We start from the raw sequence: 12,924 nt of genomic DNA on the forward strand, positions 1-12,924 counted from the left end.
TCCATGTTACCGGTGCAGCCCACCGGTCAGATTTCCGAATGTTGCGCAATTTACGTCCGATCCGGGCATATTATTGCGCAAAACGCCCTAATCGCTAACAATCGATTCTTGGAAAGTCAACAAGGCTGACATAAACTGATCGAAATCGCGGACGGGATAACGAGGGAACAGCCCATGGCGGATCGTAACGCGACGAACATGAAAGGGCGGGGCGAAAGCCTGCTGTTTCTGACCGACGACCAGTTGCGCCGCGGGATCGAAGCGATGTTTTTCGCCTATCGCGGATTTACAGCCGACCCCGACCGCATCTTGCAAGATTATGGCTATGGGCGCGCCCATCACAGGGCGATCCATTTCATCAACCGCACCCCCGGCACCACGGTCAACAATCTGTTGTCGATCCTTGGCGTGACCAAGCAATCGCTCAACCGCGTGCTGCGTACGCTGGTCGAGGATGATCTGGTCGACAGCCGCGTGGGCACCCGCGACAAGCGCGAGCGCCACCTGTTCCTGACCCCCAAGGGTGCTGGGCTGGAACGCGAATTGTCCGAGGCCCAGCGCAACCGCATGCGCGACGCCTATCGCGCCGCCGGGCCCGAGGCGGTGGCGGGTTTCCGCACGGTGTTGGAGCAGATGATGAATCAGGAAATGCGGCGGCAGTATCTTGATGGCGGGGATGGCCCGAGATGAGCGGGGATATCGGCGCGCATCTGCTGATCGTCGATGATGACGAACGCATCCGCGGGCTTTTGCAGAAATTCCTGATCCGCCATGATTTCATGGCAACCGTCGCGCGCGATGCAGCACAGGCGCGGCGCCTGCTCAAGGGGCTGGCCTTTGATCTGATCGTGCTGGATGTGATGATGCCGGGCGAAGACGGCCTGAGCCTGTGCCGTGACATCCGGCGGACGCAAGACACCCCCATCTTGCTGCTGACCGCACGCGGCGAGGCGGGCGACCGCATCAGCGGGCTGGAAGCCGGGGCCGATGATTACCTTGCCAAACCCTTTGAGCCCAAGGAATTGCTGCTCAGGATCAACGCCATATTGCGGCGCGTGCCAAAACCCGTCGAAGACCGCGCGCTGCCACAGGTGCTGCATATGGGGCCAATCCGCTATGATCTGGACCGCGCCGAGATGTGGCACGGGGCCAAACCCGTGCGCCTGACCGCGACCGAGGCCGCCTTGATGCGCATCTTCACCACGACGCCCAACCGCACGATCAGCCGGATGGAACTGGTGACGCTGCTCAACCGCGAAAAGCTGGGCGCCGATGCGGTGCAGGAACGCGCCGTGGATGTGCAGATCACCCGCCTGCGCCGCAAGATCGAGACGAACCCCAAGGAACCGCGCTATTTGCAGACCGTGCGCGGCGCGGGTTACATGCTGGCACCCGACTGAACCGGAACCCACGCCATGACGCTTTTGGTAGAAAATCCCGCAGGTCTCGATCATCATACCCCGGCCGGCCACCCCGAACGGGTCGAACGGCTGGCGGCCGTGACCGCCGCACTCTCGGCCCCCGAATTCGACGATCTGACCCGCATGATCGCCCCCATGGCCGATGAGGCCGCGCTGCTTTTGGGCCACCCGCAAACCTATGTCGATTGGGTCCGCGCCCAGATGCCCGACAGCGGGCGCGCGGCGCTTGACGCAGATACCCATGCCAGCCCCGGCACGTGGGAGGCCGCGTTGCGCGGCGTGGGCGGCTGCATGGCCGCCGTGGACGCCGTTCTGACGGGGCGGGCGCGCAACGCCTTTGTCGCGACACGGCCCCCCGGCCATCACGCCGAAAGAACCCGTGCGATGGGGTTTTGCCTGTTTTCAACCGTAGCCATCGCCGCGCGGCACGCGCTGGAACACCATGGCCTGTCACGCGTGGCGGTGGTGGATTTCGACGTGCATCACGGCAATGGCACGCAAGATGTGCTTTGGGATGAACCGCGCGCACTGTTCATATCCTCGCACCAGATGCCGCTTTATCCCGGCACGGGCGCGGCCAGCGAACGGGGTGGGTCCAACAATGTGCTGAACCTGCCCTTGCCGCCCGGATCGGACGGGGCGGCGATGCGGCGCGCCTTTCAGACCCAGGGCTTTGCCAGATTGCGCGACTGGGCGCCGGACCTGATCCTGATCTCGGCGGGCTTTGATGCCCATGCCGATGATCCCTTGGCCAATCTGATGTGGGACGAGACGGATTTCGCGTGGATCACACGCGGTCTTTGCGACATCGCCGATGAGGTCTGTGGCGGGCGCGTGGTCTCGACTCTGGAAGGCGGGTATGATCTTCCGGCCTTGGCGGCTAGCGCCGCGGTGCATGTCATGGAACTCAAGGAGCGGCACGGATGAGCGACGCCAAACCCATCGCGGAAATGAGCTTCGAGGAAGCGATCCGGGAACTTGAACAGGTGGTCAGCGCGCTGGACCGGGGCGATGTGGCGCTTGAAGATTCGATCAAGCTCTATGAACGCGGCGCCGCCCTCAAGGCACGCTGCGAGGCCAAGCTGAAAGAGGCCGAGGAAAAAGTCGCGCAGATCACGCTCGACACCAATGGCCAGCCCACAGGCAGCACCCCGGTCGAAGGTCTTTGACCCGTGTTCAAGTTGGCGCTGGCGGCGGCACAGGCGGATATTTCGGATTTCCTGATTGCGGAACTGGCGCGTTTTGGCCCTGACCGCGTGGCCGAAGGCATGCGCTACGCCACGGATGGCGGCAAACGGCTGCGCGGATTTCTGGCGCTGGAAAGCGCGGCGCTGTTCGATGTGCCGCGCGATCAGGCGATGGTCGCGGCGGGTGCGGTGGAATGTCTGCACGCCTACAGCCTGGTGCATGACGATCTGCCCTGCATGGATGATGATGATCTGCGCCGGGGCCAGCCCACCGTGCATGTGAAATGGGACGAGGCGACCGCCGTTCTGGTGGGTGATGCGCTTCAAAGCTTTGCCTTTGAGCTTTTGGCCGATCCGCGCGCGGGCGATGCTGCACAGCGTGTGGCGCTGGTGGCCAGCCTTGCGCGGGCATCGGGCGCTCAGGGCATGGTGCTGGGTCAGGCCCAGGATATCGCCGCCGAAACCGCGGCCGCCCCCCTGACGCTCGATCAGATCACCCAATTGCAGGGCAACAAGACCGGCCGCCTGATCGAATGGCCCGCGCTGGCGGGGGCGATGTTGGGGCGGGCCGATCCGGCACCGCTCCTGGCCTATGCGCGCGCCATCGGGCTTGCCTTTCAGATCGCCGATGACATCCTGGATGTGACGGGCGACGCTGCCACCGCCGGGAAGGCGCTGCAAAAGGATGCCGCCGCCGGCAAGGCGACCTTTGTGTCGCTTTTGGGGCTGGATGCGGCCAAGCTTCGCGCCGCCGATCTCGTGGCCGAGGCAGAGGCCGCGCTGACCCCCTATGGCGAAAAGGCGCATCACCTGACCGCGCTGGCGCGCTACGTCGTCGACCGCGACAAGTAAGGCCCAAGGAAACCAAGCCCGTGACCCTGACCGCCCGCCCGACAACCCCTTTGCTTGACCGCGTGAGCGCGCCCGCCGATCTCAAGCGGATGAGCGACGGCGACTTGCGCCGTCTGGCCGATGAGCTGCGCGCCGAAACCATCTGGTCGGTCAGCCAGACGGGTGGGCATTTCGGGGCGGGTCTGGGCGTGGTGGAACTGACCGTGGCGATCCATGCCGTTTTCGACACGCCGCGCGACAAGCTGATCTGGGATGTCAGCCACCAGAGCTATCCCCACAAGATCCTGACGGGGCGGCGCGCACAAATGGGCACGATCCGGCAAAAGGATGGGCTGTCGGGTTTCACCAGGCGATCGGAATCGCCCTATGATCCCTTTGGCGCGGCGCATTCCTCGACGAGCATTTCGGCGGCACTGGGCTTTGCCGTGGCGCGCGATCTGGGGGGCGATTGTGACACCGGCCATGGCGATGCGATTGCCGTCATCGGCGACGGTGCGCTGTCGGGCGGCATGGCCTATGAGGCGATGAACAATGCGGGCCATCTGGGCAAGCGGCTGATCGTCATTCTCAACGACAACGAGATGTCGATCGCGCCGCCCACGGGGGCGATGTCGTCCTATCTGTCACGGCTTTACGCCGGCGCGCCCTTTCAGGAGCTGAAAGCCGCAGCCAAGGGCGCGGTGTCGCTCTTGCCCGAACCCTTTCAGGAAGGGGCGCGGCGCGCCAAGGAATTGATCAAGGCCGCCACCGTCGGTGGCACGCTCTTTGAGGAGCTGGGCTTTTCCTATGTCGGCCCGATCGACGGGCATGACATGGACCAGCTTCTGGCCATCCTGCGCACGGTCAAGGCGCGCGCCGATGGGCCGATGCTGATTCATGCGATCACCAAAAAGGGCAAGGGCTACGCCGAACACCGACCCGACCGGGGCCATGCGACCGCAAAATTCGACATCCAGACGGGCGAACAGAAAAAGGCCCCGTCAAATGCGCCCAGCTACACCAAGGTTTTCGCCCAATCGCTGATCCGCGAGGCGCAACAGGATCCGCAGATCGTGGCCGTGACCGCCGCGATGCCCGATGGCACGGGTCTGGACCTGTTCGCCGAACGCTTTCCCAGCCGTTGCTTTGATGTGGGCATTGCCGAACAGCATGCCGTCACCTTTTGCGCGGGCATGGCGGCGGGGGGGCTGAAACCCGTCTGTGCGATCTATTCCACATTCCTGCAGCGCGGCTATGACCAGATCGTGCATGACGTGGCGATCCAGCGCCTGCCCGTGCGCTTTGCCATCGACCGGGCGGGGCTGGTGGGGGCCGATGGCGCGACCCATGCGGGCAGTTTCGACATCGCCTTTTTGGCCAATCTGCCGGGCTTTGTGGTGATGGCCGCCGCCGATGAGGCGGAACTGATGCATATGCTGCGCACGGCGCTGGCCTACGACGACGGGCCATCGGCCTTTCGCTTTCCGCGCGGCGAAGGTGTGGGCGTCGATCTGCCCGAGCGGGGCCATGTGCTGGACATCGGGCGCGGCCGCCTGATCGCCGAGGGCAACCGGGTGGCCATCCTGAATTTCGGCACCCGCCTGAAAGAGGTGCGCGAAGCCGCCGAGGCGCTGGCGCAAAAGGGCATCCGCCCAACCATCGCGGATGCCCGTTTCGCCAAGCCGCTCGACCGCGATCTGATCTTGCAGCTTGCCCGCCACCACGAGGCACTGATCACCATCGAGGAAGGCGCCGTGGGCGGTTTTTGTTCCCATGTTGCTCAGCTTTTGGCCGAGGCGGGCGTCTTTGACACCGGCCTCAAGTTCCGCTCGATGGTCTTGCCCGACATCTTCATCGATCAGGCCAGCCCCGAGGATATGTATGCCGTGGCGAGAATGAACGCCGCCGATATCGAGGCCAAGGTGCTGGATGTGCTGGGCGTGGCGCGGTTGGAAAAGCGGGCTTGACCCCTCGGCGCAAACCCCCGAGGGTTGGACGGGACTGACCGGCGGCTTGGGGGCACCGTCGAATGCCCGCTGTCCCCAGAGCATGATCGGCGATGTCGCGCGTAACCTGTACCGCTTTGCCTGTCGGAGTGTGGCCTGTGCTGTCCTTTTGGTTGATCGTGTTGCGCCTTGCCAAGGGTGTTCGCCTGTGTTGGCGCGATCTGGTCTTTCGAACGACCCTGTTTCTGGTCTGCCTGACGGTTCTGTCGGGCACACTGTTCTACCGCTCGATCGAAGGTTGGGGATGGATCGATGCGGTCTATTTCAGCGTGGCAACCATCGCGACGGTAGGGTACGGCGATCTGGCCCCGACGACTGATCTTGGCAAGATCTTCACCGTCTTTTTCATGCTGGTGGGCATTGGCCTGTTCGTGGCGTTGGTGACGCAAATCGCCCGCGCACTGACCACCACTCCCGCGTCACAAACGGGCATGGACCCGGCCGAAACCGACAGATCGCCGGAACGGCCGACAGACGACCCGTGAGTACGGTGGGCCCTTCCACGCGGGGCGTAACAGCCGGGTGGCTGCCACGCCTTTCGCATCAGCGCGCGTTTTCCAGCCGCTCCTCGATCTTCCTGAGCCGATCCAGCACCTCGTCGCGGTAGGCGTCGGTGGCGGCGTTGCTTTCCACGGCATGGGCGTCTTGCATGGAATTGACCACCAGACCCACGATCAGGTTCACCACCGCGAAGGTCGTGACCATGATGAAGGGCACGAAAAACGCCCAGGCATAGGGATAGATCTCCAGCACCGGCCGCACGATCCCCATCGACCAGCTTTCCAGCGTCATGATCTGGAACAGCGTGTAAAGCGACGCGCCGATGGAACCGAACCATTCCGGGAAACTGGCGGCGAAAAGCTTGGTCGCCATCACGGCCCCGATGTAAAAGATGATCGACATCAAGAGAAACACCGACCCCATCCCCGGCAGGGCGGTCAACAAACCCTCGACCACGCGCCGCAGCGACGGCACGGCGGACACGATCCGCAGCACCCGCAAGATGCGCAGCGCGCGCAGCACCGACAGCCCCTGTGCACCCGGCACCAGCGCGATACCCACGATCCCGAAATCAAAGATATTCCACCCCGAGCGGAAAAACCGCGGGCCCAGCGCCACCAGTTTCAACACGATCTCGATCACAAAGATGATCAAACAGGCGCGGTCCAGCGCCAAGATCAAGGGGCCTGCTGATGCCATGATGGCCGGCGATGTCTCTAGCCCCAGGATCACGGCGTTGAACAAGATCACGCCGATGATCGTGTTGCGAATGGCGGGGCGTTCCAGCCACAGGGCCAGGCGGGGGCGAAACCCCGGGTCGGTGGAAATGATGTCACTCATGATGGCTCCCTCAGTCGCCGCTCAGATGGGGCAGCGACAGGCTGGCGGCAAGCTCGATATGCGGGGTCCAGCGAAATTGATCGACGGGTTGCACCCAATTCAGGCGATAACCCCCCTGGATGAGCAAGGCAGCATCGCGGGCAAAGGTCACGGGGTTGCACGACACCATGGCAATGCGCGGCAGTTGTGCGGCGGCCAAGGCACGGGTCTGCGCCTCGGCGCCGGCACGCGGCGGGTCGATGGCCACCCCATCAAGGCGGCGCAAATCCTCGGGCAGGATCGGGTTGCGGAACAGATCGCGGCATTCGGTCGTGACCGGGCGCAATCCCTCGGCGTGGCGGGCGGCGTGATCGAGAGCCGCCAGAAGCGCGGCCTCCCCCTCGACGGCATGAACCGCAGCGCGGCGCGCAAGCGGCAGGGCAAAGGTGCCAGCGCCCGCGAACAGATCGGCGATGCGGGTCGCGCCCTCCAGCGCCTCGGTCACGGCGGCGACCAGGGCCGCCTCCCCCTCGGGGGTGGCCTGCAGAAAGGCACCGGGCGGCGGGGCGACACGCGCCGGCCCAAATCGCAGCACAGGGGCGGCGTCTGCATAGACCGGCTCATCGCCCCAGGTCAGTCGGGCGATGCGGTCCCGAAACCGGGGAAGGGCCGCGCGCAACCCGGCATCAAGCGCCTTGCCCCCCGTCACGGCGCAATCGATGCCCGTCTCGGTCAGCGTCAGCGCAAAGGCCAGCGTGCCCGAACGCGATCCGCCCAGCTGCGTCATCTCTTCCAGAAAGGGGATCAGCGCCACCAGGGGTGGGGCCAGCACATGGCAATCGGCAATCGGCACGATCACATCGGACCGCCGCGCATGAAACCCCACCAGCGCGCCCTTTTTCATGCGCCGGCCCGCCAGTGTGGCGCGGCGTCGTGTGCGGGCGGGTGAGGTGAGCGTGGGCCGGATCAGCGCCGCGATGCCATGGGCGGCCAGCGCGGCGGCGATCACCCCCGCCTTCCATTCGGCGACAAACCGATCCGTGGCATGCATCAGCGAACAGCCCCCGCAACTGCGGTAATGGGCACAGGGCGCGCGCACCCGGTCGACCGATGGCGTGAGGATGCGGGGCGTCTCCATCCGGTCGCCCTCGACCACGCCTTCGACCACCTCACCTGGCAGGGTGAGCGGCACAAAGACCGGGCCGGGTGCAATCCCGTCGCCCTGATGGCCAAGCCGGTGGATGGTCAGGTGCGTGGCGGTCATGGGATCGGGATTGCGGGCGAAAAGGCATAGCCTTCGGGAGACAGGATCGTGCCCTCGCGCAGGCCATGCGGCTTGTCGGTGGCGGGTTCGCGCACCACATGCCCCGCCGCTTGGGCCCGCGCAATGGCCGTGTCGGGATCGATGCCGAAGAGATACATCTGCACCCCGCCCCCGCGCGGCGGATTTTCCGGGATCAGCGCGGGCAGCGGATGGCGGGCAAAGGCCCCATCCGAATGAAGCTGCAACAACATCCCCCCATGGCGCATGATGGCAAAATCATCCGACAGGCGATGAACCGACAGGCCGAACACCTCTGCCAGAAACCCTGCAAGCCCCCGCACATCGCGCGTCAGCAGGTTGATGCCGATACCCGTCAGGCTGCGGCCCAGCGTGTCGGCGGAAACGGTTTCAAGGTCCATGGCGGCGCCCCTTTTATGTCAGGAATGCTGCCCTATCCGGGTCAGCTTAACCAGCCTCATTCGGCGGCCTCCGCCAGACCCAGAAAACCGCCCGATTGGCGGTTCCAGTAGCGCGCGTACAGACCGCCCCTGGCCAACAGGCTGTCATGGGTGCCATCCTCGATGATGCGGCCCTGATCGAGAACGATGATCCGGTCCATCGCCGACAGCGTGGACAGCCGGTGCGCGATGGCGATCACGGTCTTGCCCGCCATCACCTCGATCAGCGTGTTCTGGATGGCGGCCTCAACCTCACTGTCGAGCGCGCTGGTCGCCTCGTCAAGCACCAGAACCGGGGCATCCTTCAGAAAGGCGCGCGCCAGCGCGATGCGTTGGCGTTGCCCGCCCGACAGCTTGACGCCCCGCTCACCCAGATGCGCGTCATAGCCGCGACGCCCCCTGTGATCGATCAGACCGGTGATGAAATCATGCGCCTCGGCCCGAACGGCGGCTTGCTGCACATCGGCCGTGGTGGCGTCGGGGCGGCCATAGCGGATATTGTCCAGCGCGGAACGGTTGAACATCGCCGTATCTTGCGTGACCATCCCGATCTGGCGGCGCAGGCTGTCTTGCTGGATCGCGCGCACATCGATGCCATCGAGCGTCACGCGCCCTGCTTCGGTGTCGTGCAGCCGCAACAACAGCGCCACGAGCGTTGATTTCCCCGCCCCCGAGGCGCCGACAATGCCCAGTTTCTGGCCCGGTTCGACCACCAGATCGATACCATCGACCCCGCCGGTCCGGCGGCCATACGCGAAACCGACCCCTTCAAACGCGATGCGCCCGGTGGCGATGGTCAGATCGACCGCGCCCGGCGCATCGGTCAGCTCATGGGGCGGTGTCAGCGTGCGCATGCCATCCTCGACCTCGCCCAGATTGGCGTAGATCGTCATCAGCGTGAAACTGACCCAACCGGTCATCTGCGCGATGCGCATCGACACGGCGCCGATGGCTGCGATCTCACCGGCGCTGACCCGGCCACCTTGCCACAACATGATGGCCACCAGCACCAGAGCCACCGGCAAGACCCCCGCCGCAGCCATCAGCGCAAAGCGAAAACCCGTCGACATGATGCCGAAATCCAGTGACGCGGTGCGATAGCCGCGCATCGCCTCGATCGCGGTCTGATCTTCATGGGCGACATGGCCAAACAGCTTGACGGTCTTGATGTTGGTGATGGTGTCGACGATCTGGCCCGTCACATTGGCGCGCGCCGCCGCCCGCGATTTCGACAAGGCCCGGATGCGCGGCAAATACCAGCGGATCATGTAGGCATATCCGATGGTCCAGATCAGCAAGATCAGCCCGATCCGCCAATCGATTGCGGCCAGCATCACCACCGCAGCAATCAAGGTGGCCACCGCAAAAGCGCCGGCATTGATCACCTCGGTGACGACATTGACCAATGCGGCGGCGGTCTGCATCTGTTTTTGCGCGATGCGGCCTGCAAAATCATTGTCGAAAAAGCTGACCGCATGGCCCAGCGACCAGCGGTGCAAGCGGCTTTGGATCAGGGGCGCAAGATTGGGCGGCAAAACGATGCCGTTGAACGCGGCCGAGGCACCAAAGAAGAACGGCCGCACCAAAAGGTAGAAACCGACATAGACCGCGATGAGCAGCGCGTTGTCAGCGAAATATCCCGCCGGTCCATGCGCCAGCGCGCTGTCGATCACCAGACCCAAAAGCCAGGCCGAAATGACCTCGGTCGCGCCTGCAAAGGCCGAAAAGACGGTGGCGACCCAGATCACCGGCCATGCACCCGACAGGCACCAGCGCAGGAACGGTGACATGTCGCGGGGTGGCGGACCATCGGCCGGGGCAAAGCCGTCGATCAGACCGGCCAGCCAAACCAGCACAGGGCGCAAGGCCGCCGTCATTCTGCCGCCTGCGTGTCGGTGTCGGTGTCGGTGCCCAGAAACCCGCCCGATTGCCGTGCCCAGAAACCGGCATAAAGCCCGGCCTTGGCCAAAAGCTCGGCGTGGCTGCCCGCTTCGGCGATGCGCCCGTCATCAAGCACCACGATACGGTCCATCTGGGCGATGGTGGACAGTCGGTGCGCGATGGCGATGACAGTCTTGCCCTCCATCACGCGGTAGAGCGTATCCTGAATGGCGGCCTCGACCTCGCTGTCCAGCGCGGCTGTCGCTTCGTCCAGCACAAGGATGGGCGCATCCTTGAGGATCACGCGCGCAAGCGTCACGCGCTGGCGTTGCCCGCCCGACAGCTTGACGCCGCGTTCGCCCACATGTGCATCATAGCCCCGCCGGCCCTGCGGGTCTTGGAGACCCACGATGAAATCATGCGCCTCTGCCCGTTGGGCGGCGGCGATCATCTGGTCCTCGGTGGCATCGGGGCGGCCATACAGGATGTTGTCGCGCACCGAGCGATGCAACAGGCTTGAATCCTGCTGCACCATCCCGATTTCGAGGCGCAGACTGTCTTGGGTGATGGTGCGGATATCTTGCCCGTCGATCAGGATACGACCGGTTTCCAGATCGTAGAAACGCAACAACAGCTTCACCAGCGTCGATTTCCCCGCCCCCGAGCGTCCGATCAGGCCCAGCTTTTCACCCGGCCTGATCGCAAGATCGAGCCTGTCCAACCCGCCCGCCCCGCGCCCATAATGATGGCTGACCGCATCAAAGCGGACCTCGCCCGCCGCCATGACCAGGGGCTTGGCATCGGGCGCGTCGGTCAGGGCGATGGGTTCGGTGATGGTCTCCATCCCTTCGGCGACCACACCAAGCGACCGGAACAGGTTCGACACCGCCCACATGATCCATGCGGTCATGCCGTTCAACCTGAGCGTCAGCGCCGAGGCCGCAGCCACCGCGCCCACCGAGGCCGCGCCTTGCGCCCAAAGCCAGATGGACCAGCCCACCACAGCCACGACCAGAAACCCGTTCAGCGTGGTCAGCACCACATCCATGATCGAATACAGCCGCATCTCGCGGGCAAAGGTTTCGCGGGTTTCCTCGATCGCCTCTTTTGCATAGGCCAGTTCGCGGTCGTGATGGGCAAAGAGCTTGACCGAATGAATGTTGGTGTAGCTGTCCACCACCCGCCCCGTGGTCATGGAGCGCGCATCCGCGCTGGCCTTGGAGGCGGGACCGACGCGGGTGATCGTCCAGCGCATCAACAGCCCGTAGAACGCAAACCAGATCAGCAGCGGGATGGCCAGCCGTGGATCTGCCTCGGCCAGCAAGATCGCCGCGCCAACCAGATAGGCCAAGGCAAAGGTCACGGCATCGAACACCTGAAAGATGGCATCGCCCGCGCTGGTGGGGGTTTGCATGATCCGGTTGGCGATGCGCCCCGCAAAATCGTTTTCGAACCAACCGACCGATTGGCGGAGCACCTGCCGATGCGCCCGCCAGCGGATCAGCGCGCCAAATTGCGGCAAGATGGCGTTGTTCAACAGCGCCACATTCAGCCCTTGCAGCAGCGGGCGCAGCGTCAGCATGAAGACCGCAGCCAAGATCAGTTCGACACCATGGCGGGCCAGAACCTCAGGCGGTGGGCCGTTCGACAACAGATCGATCACCCGACCCATGTACCAGATCAGGCCCACCTCGATGGCCGCAACCAGTATCGACGATATAGCGGTTATGGCAAACAAACCGCGGAACGGCCGGGAATATGAAGCCAGAAACGCCCAAAGCCGCCGCGGTGGCGCGTCGGTGTCGGCATAGGCCGTGTAGGGATCGACCAAGGTTTCGAAAAAGCGGAACATGCGGATATCTCGGGTTCGCTGACCTGTCATATAGGCCGCGCCTTACAAAAAGACCATCGCCCCCGAAGCCCCCAGCCCCGCGGCCATGATCCGTGCAAACAGGCGCCATGCATTGGGCGTGGTCAGCAACAGTGCCAGAAGCGAACCCGCCAGGCTCCAGAACAGGCAGACAAAGAGATTGAGGCCCGAAAACGCCATGGCCAGCCGCACGCCTTCGGCCGATGGCGCAAGCCCCGCCCCATAGCCAGAGGCCGCCGCCAAGGCCACCGCCCAAAGCTTGGCATTGACCGCCTGAAACAGCGCGCCTTGGGTCACGCTGAAGGGCCGCGCATCCGCATCAGCCATCCCCTTGGCCGAAGATCGCCACAGCGATATCGCCATCCAGCCGATCCAGAGTGCCGCGGCCAGTTTCAACCCCAGTTGCACCGCGGGGGCCGCCGCCACCAAGGCGCCGATGCCCAGCCCGGTCAGACCGGCGACGACACCCACACCCAACACCACACCCGCCACATGCGGCAGGGTCGCGCGAAAGCCAAAGCGCGCGCCCGATGCGGTCAGCAAGATGACATTCGGGCCGGGGCTGAACAGGCCAAGAAAGACGAAAGCGTAAAGCGGGTCCATCCGATGCTCCGGCAAGGAATGGCGGGAAGGGAAGGACAGGCCCCGGGAATGTCAAGCGCCTACGCCCGGTGGCGATGACGCAT

13 protein-coding genes are annotated in these 12,924 nt (G+C 64.5%); 7 read left to right on the forward strand and 6 right to left on the reverse strand.

The features are described from left to right. The first annotated feature begins 174 nt into the window (after positions 1-174). The 7 genes from Q0094_RS03395 to Q0094_RS03425 all read left to right on the forward strand — a co-directional run bounded on the left by Q0094_RS03395 (position 175) and on the right by Q0094_RS03425 (position 5,930). Positions 175-690: a MarR family transcriptional regulator gene (locus Q0094_RS03395; RefSeq protein ID WP_297615248.1), complete on the forward strand. Its 516-nt coding sequence runs from the start codon at positions 175-177 to the stop codon at positions 688-690. Then, entirely contained in the window at positions 687-1,400 is a 714-nt protein-coding gene (locus Q0094_RS03400; protein WP_297615249.1) for a response regulator, read from the forward strand. Before Q0094_RS03395 ends, Q0094_RS03400 begins: the two co-directional genes overlap by 4 nt. Positions 1,401-1,415: 15 nt before the next feature. Next, the gene (locus Q0094_RS03405; protein WP_297615250.1) at positions 1,416-2,348 is read left to right on the forward strand and encodes a histone deacetylase family protein; all 933 of its coding nucleotides are present in this window, start codon (positions 1,416-1,418) and stop codon (positions 2,346-2,348) included. Then, positions 2,345-2,590, forward strand: a complete 246-nt coding sequence (locus Q0094_RS03410; RefSeq protein WP_297615251.1) for an exodeoxyribonuclease VII small subunit — start codon at positions 2,345-2,347, stop codon at positions 2,588-2,590. The genes Q0094_RS03405 and Q0094_RS03410 overlap by 4 nt, the downstream gene beginning before the upstream one ends. A gap of 39 nt (positions 2,591-2,629) precedes the next feature. Beyond that, positions 2,630-3,460, forward strand: a complete 831-nt coding sequence (locus Q0094_RS03415) for a farnesyl diphosphate synthase (RefSeq protein WP_297615313.1) — start codon at positions 2,630-2,632, stop codon at positions 3,458-3,460. Between the two features lie 26 nt (positions 3,461-3,486). Further along, positions 3,487-5,406 (forward strand): 1-deoxy-D-xylulose-5-phosphate synthase, encoded by a 1,920-nt coding sequence (gene dxs / locus Q0094_RS03420; RefSeq protein WP_297615315.1) that lies wholly within the window; start codon positions 3,487-3,489, stop codon positions 5,404-5,406. A gap of 158 nt (positions 5,407-5,564) precedes the next feature. Continuing rightward, positions 5,565-5,930: a potassium channel family protein gene (locus Q0094_RS03425; protein ID WP_297615317.1), complete on the forward strand. Its 366-nt coding sequence runs from the start codon at positions 5,565-5,567 to the stop codon at positions 5,928-5,930. 58 nt (positions 5,931-5,988) lie between these two features. Here the strand turns inward: Q0094_RS03425 and Q0094_RS03430 are convergent, their stop codons facing one another. Genes Q0094_RS03430 through Q0094_RS03455 form a run of 6 tightly spaced genes read right to left on the reverse strand, consistent with a single transcriptional unit; the run spans position 5,989 to position 12,841 of the window. Then, positions 5,989-6,786: an ion transporter gene (locus Q0094_RS03430; protein WP_297615252.1), complete on the reverse strand. Its 798-nt coding sequence runs from the start codon at positions 6,784-6,786 to the stop codon at positions 5,989-5,991. A gap of 10 nt (positions 6,787-6,796) precedes the next feature. Beyond that, on the reverse strand, positions 6,797-8,029 hold the full coding sequence (locus tag Q0094_RS03435; protein ID WP_297615253.1) for a class I SAM-dependent RNA methyltransferase: 1,233 nt from the start codon (positions 8,027-8,029) through the stop codon (positions 6,797-6,799). Then, a complete protein-coding gene (locus Q0094_RS03440; protein WP_297615254.1) occupies positions 8,026-8,448 on the reverse strand; it encodes a glyoxalase in 423 nt (140 codons plus the stop codon). The genes Q0094_RS03435 and Q0094_RS03440 overlap by 4 nt, the downstream gene beginning before the upstream one ends. A 56-nt stretch (positions 8,449-8,504) precedes the next feature. Beyond that, positions 8,505-10,364, reverse strand: a complete 1,860-nt coding sequence (locus Q0094_RS03445; protein WP_297615255.1) for an ABC transporter ATP-binding protein — start codon at positions 10,362-10,364, stop codon at positions 8,505-8,507. After that, positions 10,361-12,220 (reverse strand): ABC transporter ATP-binding protein, encoded by a 1,860-nt coding sequence (locus tag Q0094_RS03450; protein WP_297615319.1) that lies wholly within the window; start codon positions 12,218-12,220, stop codon positions 10,361-10,363. The genes Q0094_RS03445 and Q0094_RS03450 overlap by 4 nt, the downstream gene beginning before the upstream one ends. A 42-nt stretch (positions 12,221-12,262) precedes the next feature. Beyond that, positions 12,263-12,841 carry a LysE family transporter gene (locus Q0094_RS03455; protein WP_297615256.1) on the reverse strand — a complete coding sequence of 193 codons (579 nt, stop codon included), beginning with the start codon at positions 12,839-12,841 and terminating at the stop codon, positions 12,263-12,265. Positions 12,842-12,924: the final 83 nt, after the last annotated feature.

The sequence above is a fragment of the uncultured Roseicyclus sp. genome, from assembly GCF_937892565.1.
Lineage (GTDB): Bacteria > Pseudomonadota > Alphaproteobacteria > Rhodobacterales > Rhodobacteraceae > Roseicyclus.